This window comes from Paenibacillus sp. GCM10027630 (assembly GCF_042676305.1).
GTDB lineage: Bacteria > Bacillota > Bacilli > Paenibacillales > NBRC-103111 > Paenibacillus_S.
This window is the reverse complement of the sequence record NZ_JBHTGY010000002.1, coordinates 66,507-86,219: the sequence shown is the minus strand read 5'-3', so window position 1 is coordinate 86,219 and position 19,713 is coordinate 66,507. Positions and strand designations below refer to the sequence as shown.

At 44.2% G+C, this 19,713-nt stretch carries 13 protein-coding genes; 8 read left to right on the top strand and 5 right to left on the bottom strand.

Annotated features, from left to right (window positions below):
* Positions 1-20 precede the first annotated feature (20 nt).
* The 3 genes from ACFQ0C_RS01860 (at position 21) to ACFQ0C_RS01850 (ending at position 5,319) form a co-directional block, all read left to right on the top strand.
* Positions 21-1,760, top strand: coding sequence for a type 2 periplasmic-binding domain-containing protein (locus ACFQ0C_RS01860; protein WP_379363419.1), 1,740 nt, complete (start codon positions 21-23; stop codon positions 1,758-1,760).
* Positions 1,761-1,852: 92 nt separating this feature from the next.
* Entirely contained in the window at positions 1,853-3,478 is a 1,626-nt protein-coding gene (locus tag ACFQ0C_RS01855) for a response regulator transcription factor (protein WP_379363417.1), read from the top strand.
* Positions 3,475-5,319, top strand: a complete 1,845-nt coding sequence (locus ACFQ0C_RS01850; RefSeq protein WP_379363415.1) for a sensor histidine kinase — start codon at positions 3,475-3,477, stop codon at positions 5,317-5,319. The genes ACFQ0C_RS01855 and ACFQ0C_RS01850 overlap by 4 nt, the downstream gene beginning before the upstream one ends.
* A 48-nt stretch (positions 5,320-5,367) precedes the next feature.
* Here the strand turns inward: ACFQ0C_RS01850 and cydC are convergent, their stop codons facing one another.
* The 5 genes from cydC to ACFQ0C_RS01825 form a co-directional block, all read right to left on the bottom strand.
* Positions 5,368-7,203, bottom strand: a complete 1,836-nt coding sequence (gene cydC, locus ACFQ0C_RS01845; RefSeq protein WP_379363413.1) for a thiol reductant ABC exporter subunit CydC — start codon at positions 7,201-7,203, stop codon at positions 5,368-5,370.
* Entirely contained in the window at positions 7,200-8,939 is a 1,740-nt protein-coding gene (cydD, locus tag ACFQ0C_RS01840) for a thiol reductant ABC exporter subunit CydD (protein WP_379363411.1), read from the bottom strand. The genes cydC and cydD overlap by 4 nt, the downstream gene beginning before the upstream one ends.
* Entirely contained in the window at positions 8,939-9,955 is a 1,017-nt protein-coding gene (gene cydB, locus ACFQ0C_RS01835) for a cytochrome d ubiquinol oxidase subunit II (protein WP_379363409.1), read from the bottom strand. The genes cydD and cydB overlap by 1 nt, the downstream gene beginning before the upstream one ends.
* Entirely contained in the window at positions 9,942-11,345 is a 1,404-nt protein-coding gene (locus ACFQ0C_RS01830; RefSeq protein WP_379363407.1) for a cytochrome ubiquinol oxidase subunit I, read from the bottom strand. Before ACFQ0C_RS01830 ends, cydB begins: the two co-directional genes overlap by 14 nt.
* A 383-nt stretch (positions 11,346-11,728) precedes the next feature.
* The gene (locus ACFQ0C_RS01825) at positions 11,729-12,547 is read right to left on the bottom strand and encodes a class I SAM-dependent methyltransferase (RefSeq protein WP_379363405.1); all 819 of its coding nucleotides are present in this window, start codon (positions 12,545-12,547) and stop codon (positions 11,729-11,731) included.
* 304 nt (positions 12,548-12,851) lie between these two features.
* Here ACFQ0C_RS01825 and ACFQ0C_RS01820 point away from each other — a divergent pair, with 304 nt between their 5' ends.
* The 5 genes from ACFQ0C_RS01820 to ACFQ0C_RS01800 all read left to right on the top strand — a co-directional run bounded on the left by ACFQ0C_RS01820 (position 12,852) and on the right by ACFQ0C_RS01800 (position 19,712).
* Positions 12,852-13,340 (top strand): NUDIX hydrolase, encoded by a 489-nt coding sequence (locus ACFQ0C_RS01820; protein ID WP_379363403.1) that lies wholly within the window; start codon positions 12,852-12,854, stop codon positions 13,338-13,340.
* Between the two features lie 377 nt (positions 13,341-13,717).
* On the top strand, positions 13,718-16,042 hold the full coding sequence (locus ACFQ0C_RS01815) for a helix-turn-helix domain-containing protein (RefSeq protein WP_379363401.1): 2,325 nt from the start codon (positions 13,718-13,720) through the stop codon (positions 16,040-16,042).
* A gap of 145 nt (positions 16,043-16,187) precedes the next feature.
* Positions 16,188-17,840, top strand: coding sequence for an extracellular solute-binding protein (locus ACFQ0C_RS01810; RefSeq protein ID WP_379363399.1), 1,653 nt, complete (start codon positions 16,188-16,190; stop codon positions 17,838-17,840).
* A 66-nt stretch (positions 17,841-17,906) separates the two neighbouring features.
* Positions 17,907-18,818: an ABC transporter permease gene (locus tag ACFQ0C_RS01805; protein ID WP_379363397.1), complete on the top strand. Its 912-nt coding sequence runs from the start codon at positions 17,907-17,909 to the stop codon at positions 18,816-18,818.
* 15 nt (positions 18,819-18,833) lie between these two features.
* Positions 18,834-19,712, top strand: coding sequence for a carbohydrate ABC transporter permease (locus tag ACFQ0C_RS01800; RefSeq protein WP_379363395.1), 879 nt, complete (start codon positions 18,834-18,836; stop codon positions 19,710-19,712).
* The last annotated feature ends 1 nt before the right edge of the window (position 19,713 follow it).

Below are 19,713 nucleotides of genomic sequence, written 5' to 3'. Positions count from 1 at the left end.
AGGAAAAGGGGGATGTATCTATGTTTAAGAAGGCAGTTCAATTATTGCTTATTTCCTCATTAGGCTTGCTCAGTGCTGCTGGATGTTCGGGTGGCGATAACGGAGGGAATGTGAGTAAGCCTGGCGGTGAGAAATCAGCAGAAGGGAATGTGAAGCAAGGAAAGCTGCCGATCCGTTTCTACAGCCAAGGCTATCAAACCCGTATAGATGTAGCATCGCATGATGCTGTTACACCTTTTATCGAAAACAAATTCAATATGGAATTTACGGAAATGTATGTTAATAATGACCAGCCGCTCAAAGAAAGATTGAACCAATGGATTGCTACTAAAAATTTGCCGGATATTATGATGATGGATAAAGCTAATGCCAATTACGCTATCAGTACCGGACAATTCGCCGATCTGACGGATTACATCAAAGACATGCCTAACCTGCAAAAGTGGTTTCCTCAGCAATACTGGAGCCGCTTTACGAATGACGGGAAAAATTATCAGATTCCTGCTCCGGTCTTAAATACTAACTCGAGTGATCCGAAATTTGCTGATGATCCTTATAATTCCGGTAAAAGATTAACGTCGCTGCAGGTGCGAGAAGATTTGCTTGCCAAGGCCGGATATAAATTCAAGCCGATCAGTGAGATCAAGAAAGACACAATTGATAAGGGGAAAAAGCCAACACTTGAGGACTTTGCAATCGAACCGCCTATTCGAACACCCGAAGATTTCTACCAGCTGCTGAAAAAAATTAAAGAGCTGAACATTACAGCAAATGGAAAGCCGCTTATACCGCTTTCGTTCCCGATTTGGGCGCAATTCCATTTTGGCTCGATGTTCGATTTCGGTCATTGGACACTCGATAAAGATGGGACTGTAGATGGCTTTCTTGGCTCCAAGGATGCGAAAAAATATCATGAATATTTGAACCGGATTTATCAGGAAGGGCTGCTGGATAAAGACTTCATCATCCAGAAGGACGATCAATTGCAGACCAAAGCAGCAACCGGACAGCTTGGCGTCATAGTAGCGGTATTGAATCTGGACGCTGTGAGACAATCCCTATTGACTATCGATCCCGCGATGGAGCTTCGTGTCATTCCGTGGCCTAAGATAAATCCGGATAAAGGTTTTTATGATATTTATGAGGGATCGTTCTGGCGGCTGCTTGTACGTAAGGATTTCCCGGATATTAAACGGCTGACGCAATATTTGGATTGGACCCTTAGTGATGAAGCATTGGATCTCATGTCTTGGGGACCTGAGAGCGCAGGCATTTGGAAAATGCAGGATGGCAAGAAGGTTTTCGTAGATCCGCAGGTGGAAAACGATATGCTCACTGGCAAGCTGGGAGGCAAAGGAGCTGATTATTATGGTCTGTTCTCCAAGCAGTTTTACAGTAAGGCTTCTTATTTCGGGCTTGGTTGGTATATGGCAAGAGACTACAATCCAAAAAGTCCTCTGAGAAGCTATCCGCCCAAATATGATATCTATGTGATGAATAGCGGAATGGTAGGCAAAGGGGCATACAATGTTACCGGAACATCTTCATACGGGGACGGAAGTAAAGAAGCTGAATTGGCCTCCAATACTTATTGGACATTTACAACGCTGGATGTTGCCAAGCTGCTTACTCCCAAGAACAAAGAGGAGTTCGACAAGAACTGGGACATGATTATTACAAAGTATATGAAGGAGACAAACTACGAACAAGCTGCCAAAAATATGGTACAATGGTTTAAAGCCAACGCTCCAAAAAAATAAGACTCCGCCATCCAAGCTTAACGGGATATCTCCTTCAAGATATCCCGTTACATTCGCTTTATGGAAGAAAACGTGTAACGGGAGGCCGCCAAATGATCAAAGTGCTGATCGTAGACGATTTTCAGGTTGATCGTGAGAATCTTACGCTGATGCTACAAACCGATCCGGCATTTCGCCAGGTTACTGTTATTGGTGCATGCGGAAACGGTAAAGAAGCTTTGGAATTTATGAAAACGCTTCAACCGGATATCATTATTAGCGATATTGAAATGCCAGTCATGGATGGATTCGAACTGGTGCGTACGGTAAGGCAGCTATATCCGGAGATCAAAATTATTTTCTCAAGCTTGTACAATGAATTCGAATATGCGAAAGATGCTATGTATTTAGGGGGCTACGGTTACCTGTTGAAGCCTGTTGATGCTAAGGAGCTGCTGCAATGCGTCAATGCGGTTACCGATAAGATAGCGAGTGATTTGAAATTTCGAAAGGATTATGATAGCCTTGCACGGCAGCTTTACGAGAACAAGCCGTATTTAATCGATAGCTTGCTGATAAGCTTAATGTATGGAACGTCCGGCGATGACACCAATGTGTCGGAGCGGCTGGAGCTGCTGGAATTGGATATGAAGGACTGCTGGTACGTTGCCTCACTCATCGAGATCGATGGTTTCACGCAGCTAACTCGGGCCATGAATATCGAAGAGAAGCATCTCTTTCAGATGATGGTTTTAAACCGTATTCGGGATGTTCTCGGCTCATGCCGCAATCAGCTTTCGGTTTCTCTTCAGCAGGCGCATATCGCTATCATATTTTATTATCCCGCAGTTGATTCTGTTCAGGATCGCTTAAATCAAATACATACGCTATTAAACAGCATTTTGCTGGAGTTTTCGAAGTCAGATATCAGCTTGTCGATTATGGTCAGCAGTTATTCCAAAGATATTTTATGCCTCAAATTTCTTTATGAGCAATGCCTGTATATATTGCGCTACAAATATTTGCTTGGCAAAGGCAAGGTCATGTACAGCAGTGACATTCCTTCCAGCAAGGAGAAACCGTTGTTTGATTATAATGGGATCGAAAAAGAGCTGCGCTTTCTGCTGAACACGGGGACTGCGGATGAAATAACGGATTATATTCATAAGCTGTATCTCAGCTTGCCTGACAACAGTTCCCCCGAGGAGCTGAAAAGCTTTTTTTATTTTATGATGATCTGCTTGCAAAATATCGTTCACTCCAATCCCGATGGCTTTGTCGGTCAGTCGATTCTTACTTCGCCGGCGGCGTGGGAAACCTTGCTTACGCTGGAGACTGTCTCCGATGCGATAACATGGATCCGCGAATGCTTGCTTACCGCAAATAAATGTATCAGGGAACGGGAGTTTCATAAAAACAAGGTCATGGTTGAGAAGATCAAACGTTATATAGAGCGGAATTATCAGATGAATATTACACTCGAAATGTTATCAGAGGAGCTTTATTACAGCCCGAATTATATCAATCAAATTTTTAAGCAGGAGACTGGCGGAACGATTTTCGATTATGTCACACGATACAAAATGGAGAGAGCCAAGGACATGCTGGCTGTCAATCAATTCAAGCTGTATGAAATAGCGGAAAAGCTTGGCTACAATCATACCGCTTACTTCAGCAGCCTGTTCAAGAAATATATGGGCGTAACGCCCAAAGATTTCAGAAGGCAATTGGAGCCATGATTCAATTATGGCGTACACTGGCTGCTGCCGTCATGAAGATTCATGGCAACACGAAGCTTAAATATAAGCTGATGTTGGCCTATTCATTGGTATTTACCTTGAGTATACTCTCGGTTGGTTTCACGGCTTATTATCATTCACGAGATTTCATGACCAATTCGGAGAAGAATGCAGCGGCCCAAAGCATGGTTCAGCTTCAAAATGCGATCGATAGCTTTCTGGAAATTTACTTCAACAAAAGCGAGATGGTGTTTTTTAACCTGCAGCTGCAGAAGCAATTATCTACACATCAGGAGGATATCGATGATTTGGTATACGCGCACAAAGACATCAATGATATTGTCAAACAGATAATTAATGATGTTAAACGTCCTTATTTGAAAAATTCTTATTATTTTGGCGGCAATATTCAGCTGCTGCTTTATACTAAAAACAACAGCCTTTTCTCCGATGGACAGACGATTTTTAACTATGATGATATTAAGGATGAAAGCTGGAATAAAACGATGCTGGAGACGGATACTTATTTTATATGGCAAAGCCGGGTTAAATTCAGCGATCAATATTATGTTGCTCTGAATCGGAGATTAATCGATTTTGGAACCTCTAAGGACTTAGGTGTCATGAGGCTCCTCATTCCTGTGGAACGGATCCAGAACATTATCGGCAAAAGTATTGAAAATTCCGATTACCAGCTGATCTATACCGACCAAGAGGATCGAGTTATTACCAGTTACGGATCTATGATGGTTCAATCAACCGGCTTGAGAGAAAGGGTCAAGCAAATTCCGTTAGACTCGGGAGTATCCGAAGCTGTTATTGATGGCAGTCGATACCTTACCGGAGCGATGAAATCGGAAATGACGGGCTGGAAGCTTACTTATTTCACTCATAAGGATAATATCACCGATAAGGTAAATCGGATTAGCTATTCGATTATTTTATCAATCCTGATTTCTATAATCCTTTGTATTTCTATTGCTTTGTTCATCTCGGCCTATATGACCAAACGGATAGATGTGCTGGTCAAGAAAACGAACAGGGCTAAGCAGGGCCATCTTATCGTTGAAGATGTGATCCGTGGAAATGACGAAATCGGTCAGCTTGATAAAAATTTCAACAGTATGATCGAACAAATTCATAATCTGATCGAGGTTGAATATAAATCGAAAATAGTGTTGAACCATACGAAATTTGAGCTGCTGCAGGAGCAGATTAATCCGCATCTGCACTATAATACTTTGGCGATGATTGCGTCATTGGCCAGAAAATCGAACCAAACAGAAATATACGAGGTAACTAATCATTTAATTGACTTCTATAAGAACATGCTAAACAGAGGTAAGCTTATTATAAGCCTCGCAGCGGAATTTGAAATTATCCGTCACTATCTGGAGCTGAGTAAATTCGTCTACTCTCTCGATATCGATGTTTTGTTCGAAGCTGAAGAAGACATCATGGGATATTACTCGATTAAAATGCTGCTTCAGCCGCTCGTAGAAAATGCCCTGTTCCACGGCATTATGCCTACCAAGAAGGGCACGATAGTCATTGGAGGCAGGGAAGTGGAGGATGGAATCGAACTGTATGTTTCGGATGACGGGGCCGGCTTGCCGGAGCATATGATGGATTACATACGGAATTTAAAGCATGACACGGACGAGAAGTATGGTTATGGATTGACCAATGTAGTCCGCAGATTCCAATTGTTTTTCGGGGATTCCTTCAGCTTCGAATGCGAAAGTACACCGGGAATGGGCACAACCTTTGTAGTAAGGATACCCAAATTTACCGAAAATGAGATAAAAGAGTTTTTGAAAGGAAAATATTTGTATTCCTGAATGAATGAGAAAGAGGGCGGATCGAATGAATGCATTCGACTTGCCCTCTTATTTATGTGCATGAATTTGATTATGCGGGTCAATGAATGCGGGCTCAGCCTTAGCTTGTGACGAGCTCCGACTCAGGTTCAGATTTTCAAGAAATGGTTTATCGAGAGCATAGAGCTTCCTGTATCTGGAGCTTTGCTCATAAAGCTGCTGATGGGTGCCGCGCATCACAACTTCCCCATCATCTATAAAAATAATTTCGTCCATACGTTCAATCCCTACCAGATGATGGGTTACCCAAATAAGTGACTTGCCCTCTAACGTTTGAAATACGGTGGACAGCAGTTTCTTTTCAGTTACGGGATCAAGTCCGAGGGTCGGCTCATCCAGCAATACTACAGGACATTGTTGCAATAATATGCGTGCCAGTGCTACACGTTGACGCTCGCCTCCGGAAAAGCGGCTGCCTGCTTCATGCATCATTGTCTGTTCGCCGAGAGGCAGTTCTTGTAGAAGGCGGGTAAGTCTGGCCTGTGCAATTGCTTCTTGCAGCTCGTGCTCATCAGCGGATTTGTTACTGAGTCGAATATTATTGGCAACGGTTGTATCGAATAAATAGGGATTTTGATTGAGAACGGCGATATGTCGCCCGAGCAGCTGGTGGAAGCTGTTTATTTCTTGTCCGTTGATGGTTAAGCTTCCTTTACTTGGCAGTAATGCCCCGCAGAGGAGCTTGAACAAGGTCGATTTGCCTGCTCCGCTGCGTCCGATAACCGCTATTTTTTTACCTTGTGGAATGTCAAGGCTCAGATTCTTCACAACCCATGAATCGGTCTGATCATATTTGAAAAACACGTTGTTCAATTGAATATGAATGCTCTCCAAATGAACCTGAGATGGATCATCTAGCGGCAAAGCGTCATGATCTTCCTCAGAAGAGGGAGTCTTCAATCCATCGATAGCTTGAAGACGGGAAAGTGATCTTTTATATTGAGGTAACTTATCTGCTGCTGAAAGTACAGACAGGAAAATATCCGTAACAGGAAATACAACCAGTACCAAAGCAGCCAGCCATGTGACGGGAACTAGTTGGCCTTTAACCTGGCTGTATGCCCAAAAGAGGACGGATAGCAGGGTGAGCCCAGCGATACATTGACCTATAAAAGCTCTCCATCGCTCCCACCGCTTAATGGCTTGTTCATTTTCTTCAATGATTTGTTGATCCGCTTCATAGCTTTTAACAAAATCCAATTGTCTGCCGCTTCCTGTCCAATCGGCCATTCCAAGAATGGCATCCGTTAATTTCTGGTACAGCAATCCTCGGAAATGCTGGATTTTGTTCTGTCGTTGTCTCATGATCAGCAGCGATACTCCGGGCAGTATAAATACAATAAGCCCTAAATAGATAGCTATTAGCAAGGCAAAGCTTACATCCATCGTACCAAGTGCAGCAATGATTGCCCCATATAGAATGAGCGCTGCCGCACTTGGGAACAAAGTGCGCAGGTACAGATGCTGAAGCTGCTCTATATCATCGGCTAATATTCCGAGAAGATCCCCGGTGCGGAATTTGGAGAAGAAATTCAATGCATGCGGCTCAAGTATCCGAAACAGCCTTACCCGCATCAATGATAAGATGCGCAATACGGCAAAATGGCCTGCCAATCGCTCGACATAGTGTAGCACAGCTTTACTGATGCCGAAGGTGCGGACAGCAACAATTGGGACATAAACCATTAATATATTTTCAGGACGGAGAGCCGCTTTCGATATAAGATAACCTGAAGTAAAGGTTAGAGCAGCCGACGCTGCCAGCGTTACTACGCCTAATCCTATAATGATTAGAAATGAGCCCAAATAGGAGCGTAAGTAGGGGAGAAGCCATCGTTCTTTCATAGTACCTCCTCAAGCTGCGAGAGCATCATTCGATAGTACAAGCCCTGACGGGCAAGCAATTGTTCGTGAGTACCAGCTTCTGCAAGCTTTCCATGTTCCAGGACGTAGATTTGATCCATATCGGGCATCCAGTGCAGCCTATGGGTAGCGAGCAGCACGAGCTTGTTTTCAAAAATAGGGAGCATCGCTTCTTTAAGCTCATACTCCGTTTCTATGTCCAGATGTGCAGTCGGTTCGTCCAATAATAGGACGGGTCTTTGACTTAGAATAGCTCTGGCGAGCGCGATACGATGCGCTTGCCCGCCGCTTAGCGGCCTACCCCCTCCACCAATCAGCTCTTCCAAGCCATTTGGGAGGCTATCGATACATCCAGTCAAGCCTGTTTTGATTACAGCCTGCTTTACCTCTTCCAACGTTGCTTCGGGTCGGTAAAATTTAATATTGTCCAATAGGGTACCGCTGAACAAATAAGGATGCTGCGGCATATAGACGGTTTCCTTTCGCCAAGCCTCATTCCTGAACTTATCGGTTAACTTGCAGCCATCCCAAGTTAATTGTCCTGATGAAGGCTCCAATAAACCGCCAATTACTTCAAGCAAGGTTGATTTACCCGCACCGGTCTCACCGATTATGGCAATTTTTCCATAGCCGCTTAATTTAAGGGAAACCGCATCGAGAGAATAGGGCGCTGCCTCATCATGCTTCACTCCAACTGACGATAGTGTCAGATGGCTGGCTTCATTCCATATGCCATAGGAGGTCTCCTTTTTTCCATCGATGGAAGGCAAAGGCTGAGATGGCAGTTGAAGGATCGCCATCATGGCTGCTCCTTTTTCTTTGCCATCCAGTGTAGCATGATAGTCTGAGCCCAGCATGCGAATCGGAAGAAAGTATTCGGGTGCAAGTATCAGCACCGTTAGGGCAGGGGCTAGCCATATAGTACCATTCACGAGTCGCAACCCAAGGCTTACCGCTACCGATGCCACAGAGAGCATCGCAATGAAGTCAAGGGCGAAGGAAGACAAGAAAGCCGTTTTGAGCGTCCGCATTGTTGCCGATTTAAACCGGTCACTTACTTTCTCAATAGTTGCGGCATGTTTGCGGCTTTGTCCGAGAAACTTCAATGTCTCGATTCCCCGAAGGGAATCTACGAAATGGTTAGACAGCTGCCGGTAGGAGTCATGCTGCTTTTCCACCTGACTTTTCGCTGCAAGCCCGATCAAGATCATAAATACGATCAAGATAGGCATTGTTATAGTAAGAATCAAGCCAACAAGAGTGTCTTGCAAAAAAATATAAATAAGAAGCACGGCAGGAACAACCGCTGTTCCGATCATTCGTGGAATGACTAGCTCCACATAGCTGCGAAATTGGGTCACGCCTTCAAGCACAAGTGTTGTGAGGCTTCCTGTACCTTGAGCACTAGTGAATCTTGGTCCGAGCTGAAACAGCTTATCCATCAGACGGCGTCTCATAGTTTCGCTTGTTATCGCTGCAAATCGATGCGAAGTCCGCTGCTGAAGCAGCGTCATCATATGGCGGACTACAAACGCCAAGGTGAATAAGAGCAGCTTGCTTGTCTGGGTTTCTATAGCAGCCCCAGCGAAGCATTCAGAGATAATGTCGGCCAAAGCTTGGGCAGCTACTATCATGCTGCAGCATTGAATCAGTGTGAATACCGTTACGATGCTCAAGACAGCCCTTATTCCCTTGAACATCAGGAGTGTACGATCCATCAGTATTCCAGATGATCCTTTTCATGGACGCGCTTATGAAACACGAAGTAACTCCATATTTGATAGCCTAGTACAAAGGGCAGAAGGGACAAGGAAACAATGGCCATAATTTTGAGTGAATAAGCTCCAGATGCGGCATTATATATCGTTAAGCTGAACATACTGTCGATGGAGCTAATCATGACTCGCGGGAAAAGACCGATAAAAACGGATGCGACTGATAAGCCTATTACAGCACCAGTCATGCCGAATGCCCATCCATCCTTCTTGCGGTTTATAAAAAAGCTGGCAAGTAGATAGGCTACTGAGGCTAGCGCAGCAGTTAAAGTTAACAATGTACTATGCTGCTCAAAGAGATCGGTCATCCAGTAAGTCATAAAAGCAAACATAATGAGCAAGAAGGCGGTTGGGAGCAGCAGTTTTTTTGCCAGAATACGTGACCGTATTTGCAGCTCATCCGTAGTGCGCAGGGTAATGAACATAAGCCCGTGCAATAAACAAAGAGCAACGACACAAATCCCTCCAAGTAGCGTGTAGCCATTCACAATATCAAAAAAACCTGCATTCATTTCCATATCACTGCCGATGGGCAGCCCCTTTATCATGCCGGAAAAGGCAACGCCAAGGAGCAGGGGAGGCAGAAGGCTGCCGAGAAAAATGACGACATCCCAAGTTTTCCTCCACCGGGTATTCTCCAGCTTGCTTCTGAATTCGAATGCAACTCCACGTCCAATTAAGGCGAGAAGCACCAGAACCAGAGGTGTATAATAGCCACTGAACATCGTGGCATACCAGTGAGGAAAAGCGGCGAACATCGCCCCACCTGCAGTAATCAGCCATACCTCATTGCCGTCCCAAAAAGGCCCGATAGAGTTAATAAGCACTCGGCGTTCACCGTCTGTGCGGGCAAGCAAGGAGGTGGACATGCCGACTCCGAAGTCAAACCCTTCCAGGAAAAAGAAGCCTATGAATAATACGGCAACCAGTACAAACCAAAGTTCGTTAAGAGATAGCATGATACTCCTCCTTATCGTATGGATCGCTTGATTCATGAGTTGACTTGGTCGACTCATAAGGTCCCTTTTTAATGATACGAATAAATAACATCACCATAATAACGGCAATCACTGAGTATATGGCTGTAAACGATAGCAGGGAAAAGAGCACCTGACCAGCAGATACGCTTGGCGAAATCCCGTCTTCCGTCCGCATGAGTCCGAAGACCGTCCATGGTTGACGTCCGATCTCGGTCATAATCCACCCAGCGGTGTTGGCAATGAACGGCAGTGAAATGCTAGCGACCATTATTCGCATGAACCAGTTAGTAGGCTTCGTCATTTTGTGGCGTACCCACAAATAGATGGCATACATCCCCACTAGTATCATAATCGACCCTGCAGCCACCATAATTCGGAAGCTCCAAAATGTTGTGCGGACAGGTGGAATATAGTTACCTGGCCCATATTGCTCGGTGTATTGAGCCTGCAGTTCAAGCATTCCTTTTACCTCACCGGAAAATTGACTATGCGACAAATAGCTTAGCAAATAAGGGATTTTGATTTCACCGCTGTTTTTCTGCTTGATTGGATCAATGCTTGCAATTACGGTCCAAGGAGCGGGATCACCGCTTTTTCCCCATAAGCCTTCGCTAGCGGCCATTTTCATCGGTTGGGTTTTGACTAAATATTGAGCTTGCTGGTGACCGAACAAGGCAACACCTACGGAAGCGATCAAGCCCACAAGTGCAGCGATCTGAAAAGATTTGCGGAAGAAGGACATCTCTTGGCCTTTTAGCAGCTTCCACGCGCTGATTCCTGTGACAAGGAAGGCGCCTGTTGCAAAAGCTCCAAGCAAGGTGTGAGGAAACTCGACCCACAGCTGTCCGTTCCCTAATAGTGCAAAAATGTCATTCATCTCGGCACGTCCATTGGCTATCGTAAAGCCGACCGGGCGCTGCATAAACGAATTGGCAGCCAGAATCCAGAATGCTGACATGGAAGTGCCGAGCGTAACCAACCAGATACAAAGTAAATGAAGCTTAGGCGAGAGGCGCTCCCAGCCAAAAATCCATAGTCCTATGAAGGTAGACTCCATAAAGAAGGCAAGCAGCGCTTCAATTGCGAGTGGAGCTCCAAATACATCACCCACAAAGCGGGAATAATTGGACCAGTTCATACCGAATTGGAATTCTTGCAAAATGCCAGTGACAATCCCGATGGCAAAGTTGATCAGAAAAAGCTTTCCCCAGAATTGTGCCATTTGCTTGTATTCTTCCCGTCCTTTTACTACATAGATCGTTTCCATAATAGCAATCAGGAGGGCGAGGCCAATTGAAACTGGGACAAAGAAAAAATGAAAAATGGTCGTTGAAGCGAATTGCGTGCGTGCAAGCATGATTAAATCCATAATGATAGATCCTCACTTTCTTCAAATGATTGGGGGACAACGAGCTTCGTTCTCATGCTCTTATCTTGGCAGATTAAGCTAAGAGATTATGTGATTTTAATCACATAGTGAGCTATGAATAGCGTTGAAAATGCGACCATTTTGTGAAGGCAGAATAAGTAAAGCCAATAGTCTAATAACAACAACGGCAGCCTAGAACATAAATTAATGTTCAAGACTGCCGTTGGTTTATCATTTGGGAAGATATAACTGATAAGATAGCATACTAATTTATATACCTTGAAGCGGGTATTTGTGGGAGGCTTCCTTCCAGAATTCTCCTTCACGGTCTGTGGATTGGTGCTTTTCTAAATCCGCTCTCGGTGGCTGCACTGTTACGTAAGTTACACAATGCCTAGACGCATTCTGTAGCCAAATAAAATGGGCCTTTCTTCTCCTGCAAATACTTGAGCCACCAGTTCACGAAATGCTGCGACTTCCGCATGCAGTTCGTCTGCTCCAAGCTTCAATGCAGTTTGCAGTCCACCTTGGCTTAATGCGATATTCACATAACGCGCTGCATTGCACATTTCCCATTGATGAAAGACGATTTCCCTGGTATATCGGAATAAGCCAGAGCTGCGAATGTTCTGGAGATGCTCATCCTTGTTCCATTTGAATGCTCGCTGCTCATCTTGTGCTAGCTCCGTCGCACGTGCATCACCCAATTCATTGATTCTCCGGTAATTCTCTTCAATTGTCCAATCGAGCGCTGGCGGCCAGTCACAATCGTAAGCTGCGAATACACCGCCTGGACGAAGGACACGGGCAAACTCGCGAAGCGTACTTTGAGGCTCCATCCAATGAAACGATTGAGAGCAAGTGACGATGTCCACAGTTGCTGACGGTACTTCTAATTGATGGGAAAGGCCTTTGACAAATTGCAGTTTGTTCGGCTTATTCATCGCCTCCCATTTGGCTAAGGCAACCGAACGCATATCGTCGCTCGGCTCAACGCCTATGATGCTCTCCGCTTCATCCAACCATAGAAAGGAAGAAAGGCCGGTGCCGCAGCCCACATCAACTACCGTTTGTGGCTTGCGATTCAAGTATGTCGTTAGTAGCTTGACCACCTCTTGTGGGGCAGTAGGCCGATTTTCATCGTAAAGCGCCCCGAATCCGGCAAAACGCTGGACATTGTTCATGCGAATGTGTTCAATCATAGTTTCCAATCACTCCTTATTCAGCATGTTCGAACGGCGATCGCCGCCACACTGACGACGTACTTGTCCGTGAAAGCGGCGGACCCTGTATCTAACTATATATTTATTATAGTGCATATTCAATGAGCTGATTAAAATGAGGCTACTCTTAAAAGGCGGAAGGCAAGTGTGTCGTTTTTATCCTTTTTAATTTCCAATATTTACAATGGTTGTTATAATAGAAAGAAAGAAAGAACTGCATTTTCACAAGCGATCCTGGGTCGGCAAGAAAACTGAAATGATGTGTAAAGAGGGGATTGATCCTATGTTTTTTGTTAACTCTAGAGCGATAATTGAAAGAGATTTTAATAATGAAAGACAAATCGTAATTCAAACAAGAAATAAACCCAATGAACCATTAAAGATTGAATTGCCTGGAGGAAGAATCGAGCCATTTGAATCGTTAATACAAGCATTGAGAAGAGAAGTAAAGGAAGAGACCGGATTGGAAGTAACTGAAATTGAAGGAGAAGACACAAGAATTGACACAACCGGAATAAATCCAGAATTTGAAGTTGAATGCATTAAACCATTTGGTGCATATCAAACATTAAAGGGACCTATTGATTCAGTAGGGTATTATTTTAGATGCAGAGCTGAAGGTGAGATTCTGAAGTCCGGAGACGAAACAACGGATATTAAATGGGTTACCATAAAAGAACTATCAGAATTAATTCGCAGCAATCCTTTACAATTTTCAAACGTGGATCGAGCGGGGATCCTTTATTATTTAAAGCAACTGGAAAAAGAGTAGATGGGCAGCCAAGAAAGCCGCATGACATCAGCTAGCAGCATATGCGGACTATGGCCTAACGGCCTTGTTCTATCAAAGGTATTCTTGGTAATTATTGCGAGAAAAGTGTAATCGTTTACATGAAATTGTGCAACTATACGGAAAGGATATTTTTAAAAGTTTTTCAATGTAATCCTTTAACTCCGCATCAAATTCGAGTATGTTATAGTCACGGTAGGTTAATCATTCGAGTTGTAAGTCCTTGTCAAGTCTTCACAATTGTTTGGAATTGTATCAATTTTAAAATAATTTGCAGGTGAAAATGTAAACGTTTTCCGATCGTAATTCTATGCTATTACGTGCGCATCCGTCTATACAAGAAGAGGGGGTTCGGAAGTATGCCAGTGATAAAAAATAAATTGTTCCGGAAAATTCTCATGTACTTCCTCTCTTTGTTAATTCCCATAATAATCATCGGTCTGACCTCTTATCTGAATGAGGAACAGATCGTCAAGAAAGATGTGTCCCAAAAGCTTGGCACCAATTTGAAGTCCTCCTCCCGAACTGTTGACATTTATTTGGAGATGGCTCAATCCACGAACAATAATTTATTTCTTAGCGATATCATTGAACAGTATTTAAAGCCTTACCCTCAACTGACCGATCAGGAGAAAGTCAACTTGCCGATGATTATCAAAGCCATTGTTCAAAATCGTAATACAATCAGTTCGTTCATAGATAAAATTTTCCTATACATCGATACAAAACGTGTGTACTCCACCGAAGGGCTCTTCAGCTTTGAAACGTTTTTTGAACAATTTTATCATTTGGACGACTACGATCAGGAGTTTTGGAAAAAAAAGCTCGAGACAAGCAGCTTATTCGAGCTGCTTCCCCCGACCCGAGTGGGGCCATCCAACGGTCCGCATACTCAGGAGGTTATACCGAGCGTCTCCACACAATATGTGAATGGCAAACTGGCGACATTAGTGACCAGCCTGTCTGTTCCTGCTATCGCTTCTTCACTTAACAACAATTCGCTCTACTCCTCAACGACTTATCTGATTCTGAACAGCGGCGGACAGGTGATTCTAAACAGCGGTAATTGGGATGGGGATACGGTTCGGCATATTGATGCGCAGTTCCCTGAGAATAAGGACTTCCTCTTTACGAAGTTGAACGGTTCCGAAGTCTTGATTGCACATTCTCCTTCTGGCTCTTTCGGCTGGAACTATTACTCCATAACCCCAGTATCATCATTTGGCAGCGAATCATCCGGCATTTTGAACGTCGTATTCTGGATTTGCGTTAGTCTCGTAATCATTGGCATCCTTTTTTCATTTGTGTTCAGTGTCAATCTTTATAATCCGATCAAAAATATTAAGGAAATTCTGATCCGCGAGGAGAAGGAAATCGAGGTTCACAATGAATTCCGAAGCAGTGACGAATTAAAAATGATCCGAAGCCGGATTCATCAATTGGTCGAACAGAATCGAAACGCGGCTCTCACACTGAATCAATATTCGAGCGAGCTGCACGATCAATTTTTTACCAATTTGATCAAGGGGCAAGCGTGGGTGCAGCAGGAAATTCCGACCCGGATTTTAAATAAGCTTGGTTTTGAAGGTTCCTATTACTCATGCTGCTGTTTTATGTTTGATTACAAGGGGCGATTTTATCACGAGCTTCTGGAAACCGACCGGCTGCTAATTCAGGAAAAGATGAAAAATCTATTATGGGGACTCATGCAGCGTCATGTTAATTGCTATGTGCTGGAATTAGATCCAAACCTGTATGTATGCATCATGAATTTGAAGCGAGAAGAAGACCGGCTTTTGCTTGATCTGGCATTGGAAAATATGAAGAGCACCTTCGAATACGATATGATCTATTGCGAGCTGACAATCGGATTGGGAAAAATCTACTCCAAAGTAGGAGATATTGCCAAATCCTACAGCGATGCTATCACGGCAATCGTTCATGGAAAAGGGCATTCTGAAGTCACGATCGCTGATGCCGCTAATTTCACCATTGAACAAACACATTTTTATTCTTTTCTGGACGAAAGTAAAATTGCGAACGGTTTCAAATCAGGAAATATCGAAACCTTGCGTACGGAAGTAGAAGGTCTGGTCCAGTCCAACATGAATCGCGGCGTTTCTTATGCTTATCTTGGCACGCTGCTTGCTGAACTGTTGAATACCGGCATCCGATATATTCATGAGCGACAGCTTAATCTTCACTTGCTGCTTACGGAAGATGAGTACGCCATTCTGGCGGGCAGGAACATGTCGCCAAATGAGTTCGATGAACGTATTGAACGGCTATTGGATTTCTACAGGCGCATTATCGCCGAAACAACTGTCAAGGGTGAGCCGAAAGCAGGAACGGTTATTACGCTCATTACGAGCTACATAGAAAACAATTACCGTAATAACATTTATTTGGAAAATATAGCAGACGAAATCGGCTTGTCCCCCAAATATGTGTCCCGACTGTTCAAAGAAACGACAGGGACTAGCATTACGGATTATATAAGCTTGGTGCGGATGGCCAAAGCCAAGGAGCTGCTCGCTCAGACGGATTTGAAAATCAGTGAAGTGTCTGAACAAATCGGCATTTTGAGTCGCACTACATTTTTGCGAATATTCAAGAAGCACGAAGGGATTACTCCAGTAGATTACCGTAACGCCATCTGTCGAAAGCAGGATGAAGCCAAGTAGACTTTTTAGTTCATGGTGGAAATGTGAATCATCGGCATCAATACGGAATTTCGGAGCATAATGCTCCCTATTGGTTATATACGTATAAAATGGAAGTCGTTAGAGTGAATGGTGCGGGATAATTTATGATTTGGGGAGGTTCTATATGTACAAAAAAACAAGTTTAAAGACGAGGGTCATCATGACTGGGTGCGCTATATTGTTGCCTGCCGGATTGATAGCAGGCTGCAGCGGAGGAGCGCAGCCTGCGAATAATGCCAACTCCAAGCCGACAGCAACGCCGCCGGCAGCTTCAGGAGGAGCGACAACACCGGCCCCTGCACCTGCCGCACCGCTGGAAATATCTTGGATGAGATACGAGCATCCTTCACAGGCGATTCTTAACGATTCGCTCGCTGTCAAGGAATTCCAGAAGAGGCAAAACGTCAAGCTAAATTTGCAAAGCGTCCCGCAAAGCAATTATGACGATAAGAAGAAGACGCTAATTGCTACCAACACAACACCGGATATTATGCTGGTGAAGCAGGACGATATCCAGAACTATGCGGATACCGGAATTTTCCTCGATCTGACCCCATACCTTGACAAGATGCCGAATTTAAAGAAAGTTATTGAACAACAACCGGATATTAACAAGAATCGGATTGACAATAAGTTATATGGTTTCCCTCTAGCTGCCAGTTACGCCGGCGCCGGCGGACAGTTATCTATGATTCGCTTAGATATCCTTGATAAGATCGGAGCCAAAGCACCTACTAGCTATGACGAGCTGTATGAGGTTTTCAAAAAGATGAAAGCGGCATACCCGGATTCCTATCCATTTACGGCTCGTGCGGCTAATGGGCTAACCGGAACTGAAAACTTGATAAATCCTATTGCATTTGCCTTTGGAAGCGGTTACACAACGTTCAACGGCTCCAAAGTGTATTACGAACCCAAAGAGAAAAAATATAAATTTGGCCCGAATTCTCCTGAATTCAAGGATGCCATCGGATGGTTGTTCAAACTGCACAAGGAGAAGCTGCTTGATCCTGATTATGCAACAGCCACTTCTCAAATCTGGCAGGAGAAGCTAAGCTCCGTGAAATCATTCTATTTCCAGGATAATAACGGTTTCGCGAACCAATTCAATATTGCACTGCAAAAAGTAGATCCGAAATCGAAATTCGACATGCTTCCAACGCTGACCTCGCCTAACGGCACAAAGCGGAATCTGATCTACGCAAAAGGCCATCTGTCCGAATCGTACGTAATTAATCCCAAGGTGAAAAATCCGGAAAAAGTGGTTGCTTTCATGGATTGGCTCTACTCCGATGAGGGCTCGAATCTGACCAGCTTCGGTCTCCAGGGCGAGCATTATTCACTAGCGAATGGCGAGTACAAAATGGCCGATGCTTTATTCAATAAGTATAAGGATGACAAAACACCAGGCTATACGATTTCCTCTTTATTTGGTTTAGGCTATCTCGGCTTTGCCGTATTGGAAGATACACGCTTGGGCCAGCCTTTCCAAACTCCACAATCCAGAGAATGGGATGATAGAACGGTTAAAATGGAAAAAGACGGGGAAAGTATCCGTTTTGTAAGCGATCCTCCGTTTACTAAGGACGAGCGCGAGAAGTTGAAGCAGCTGCGGTCTCAGCTTGATTCCTACCTCACTCGCAACATGGATAAATTTATTATGGTGGATGGCGCACTCAACAAGGATTGGGATGGTTTCGTGGCTGAGCTGAAGAAGCTCGGATCCGACCAGCTTGAAAAAATTTATAACGATGCTTTAGCGCGTGTAGTCAAGTAAACAGCTGAAAGAGGGGAACCGGCCGTGTTCTAAGTTCCCCTTTTTTTAAGAAAGGAAGGTCTTGATATGATATCGGCTGCAGGTGTCAGAAAAAAATTCGTTAGAAGTATACCGCTGTATGTGATTTTTGCGCTTCCTCTTATTTATTTTTTAGTTTTCCATTATGCTCCAATGATCGGGAATTTAATGGCCTTTCAGGATTACTCTATTGTAAGAGGATTTTTTGACAGCCCCTGGGTAGGATTTAAATATTTCAAGCAATTTTTGACGGATTCCTATTTTTGGCAGGTGGTCAGTAATACGCTGCTCATTAATTTTTATTCGTTATTATTCTTTTTCCCATCTTCAATTATTTTTGCTCTATTGTTGAATGAGCTTCGCCTTCAGGTGTTCAAACGTTTCATTCAGACAGTGACGTACATCCCGCATTTCTTGTCCACAGTTGTAGTAGCTGGAATGCTGGTCAATTTTTTGTCGACGGACGGTCTGATCAATAATTTGATCAAGTGGCTAGGCAGTGAGCCAAGGACGTTCATGGCCTTGCCCCAATGGTTCCGTACCATCTTCGTGGGTTCAGAAATATGGCAAAATATGGGTTGGAATTCCATCATCTTTTTAGCCGCGCTCACCTCCATCGATCCTCAGTTATATGAAGCCGCTACGATGGATGGAGCTAATCGCTGGAATAAGATGATTCATATTACATTGCCCGGTATTTCTACCGTGGTCACGATTATGCTTCTCCTTATGCTCGGAAAAATGATGTCGGTCGGCTTTGAGAAAATTATATTGCTGTACAGCGGCCCCACTTATGATACGGCAGACGTCATTCAGACGTTCATTTATCGCCGAGGCTTGATTGACAGCGACTTCAGCTTCGCTGCTGCAGTCGGAATTTTCCAATCCATAATTGCTTTCGGCATGGTCATCTCTGCCAATATGATATCGAAGAAAATTAGCGGAACAAGGCTGTTCTAAAAAGGGGGGAACATCATGCACGGACGCATAATCAATAGCGGTCGCATATTCGATATCTGCAATGTACTGTTCATGCTGTTTCTGATCGTAGTTACTTTGTACCCTCTGTATTATATGGGTATCGTATCGATCAGTGCCGGCGATGCCGTTAACCGTGGGGAAGTTTATTTTCTTCCCAAAGGCTTGAATTTGCAAGCTTATGATGTCATTATGGCTGATGCATCTATTTTACGCGCTTATGCCAATACATTGTTTTATACGACTGCCGGAGTTGTTATCAATCTGATCATGACCGCATTGTGCGCCTACCCGTTGTCCAGGGGATATTTATTTGGACGAGCGGTGTTATCGCTATTTGTCATCTTCACCATGTTTTTCGACAGCGGTTTGATTCCCCGTTATATGGTGATTCATTCGCTCGGTATGGTGAATACGGTATGGGCTATTCTAATTCCGACAGCTATTAATGTATTTAATATGATCTTGATGCGAACATTCTTCGAAAATATTCCGGATTCGCTGCACGAATCAGCGACGGTAGACGGAGCCGGTGAATTCCGGATTCTCCTTCAGGTGGTGCTGCCACTTTCCATGCCGGTGATGGCCACGATGTTTCTATTCTATGCAGTAGCCCACTGGAACAGCTTTTTCCCGGCGCTTATCTATTTGAACGAGAAGAACTTGTATCCGCTGCAGATTATTCTCCGCAACATAGTTATCGCAGGGGATATGGCCTCGCAAACTGCGAGTACGGGAGCGGAAGAACTGGCTGTAATGAGCCTGAATATCAAATATGCCACGGTGTACGTCGCCATTCTCCCCGTGCTCTTCTTGTACCCGTTCGTGCAAAAATATTTCGTCCAAGGCGCCATGCTCGGATCTGTGAAAGGATGAT